Consider the following 1,120-nt stretch of genomic DNA (forward strand, 5'->3'; position numbering starts at 1 on the left):
GCTAAAACCTACGGTGGTTCTGCTCGTGCATTCGATCAGATCGATAACGCACCTGAAGAAAAAGCACGTGGTATCACTATCTCTACCTCACACGTAGAATACGATACGCCTGCACGTCACTACGCGCACGTTGACTGCCCGGGTCACGCCGACTACGTTAAAAACATGATCACCGGTGCTGCACAGATGGATGGCGCTATCCTGGTTGTTGCTGCAACTGATGGCCCTATGCCACAGACCCGCGAGCACATCCTGTTAGGTCGTCAGGTTGGTATTCCTTACATGGTCGTGTTCCTGAACAAATGCGACATGGTTGATGATGAAGAGCTGCTGGAACTGGTTGAAATGGAAGTTCGTGAACTTCTGTCCCAGTACGATTTCCCTGGCGACGATACTCCAATCATCCGTGGTTCAGCGCTGAAAGCACTGGAAGGCGTACCAGAGTGGGAAGCGAAAGTTGTAGAACTGGCAAATTACCTGGATACTTATATCCCGCTGCCAGAGCGTGCAATTGACAAACCATTCCTGCTGCCGATTGAAGATGTATTCTCAATCTCAGGCCGTGGTACAGTTGTTACCGGTCGTGTAGAGCGTGGTATTGTTAAAGTTGGTGAAGAACTGGAAATCGTCGGTATCAAAGATACAGTTAAAACCACCTGTACCGGTGTTGAAATGTTCCGTAAACTGCTTGACGAAGGTCGTGCGGGTGAGAACGTCGGTGTTCTGCTGCGTGGTACCAAGCGTGAAGATATCGAACGTGGTCAGGTACTGGCGAAACCAGGTTCAATCAAACCACATACCAAATTTGAATCAGAAGTATATATTCTGAGCAAAGATGAAGGCGGCCGTCATACTCCGTTCTTCAAAGGTTACCGTCCGCAGTTCTATTTCCGTACAACAGACGTAACGGGTATGATTGAATTGCCGGAAGGCGTTGAGATGGTGATGCCTGGCGACAATATCAAAATGCTGGTAACGCTTATCCACCCAATCGCAATGGATGATGGTCTGCGTTTCGCAATCCGTGAAGGCGGTCGTACCGTCGGCGCGGGTGTTGTAGCGAAAGTAATGAGCTAATTACTGATGTAATCCGAAAAGGGCATCAAATGATGCCCTTTTT

Annotated in this window: 1 protein-coding gene; it reads left to right on the top strand. The window is 48.8% G+C overall.

Annotated elements, in window-relative coordinates:
* The coding region (gene tuf / locus AYY16_RS13080; RefSeq protein WP_067367357.1) for an elongation factor Tu at positions 1 to 1,077 on the top strand (1,077 nt) is incomplete at its 5' end.
* Between the last annotated feature and the right edge of the window lie 43 nt (positions 1,078 to 1,120).

The organism is Morganella psychrotolerans (genome assembly GCF_001676155.1).
Lineage (GTDB): Bacteria > Pseudomonadota > Gammaproteobacteria > Enterobacterales > Enterobacteriaceae > Morganella > Morganella psychrotolerans.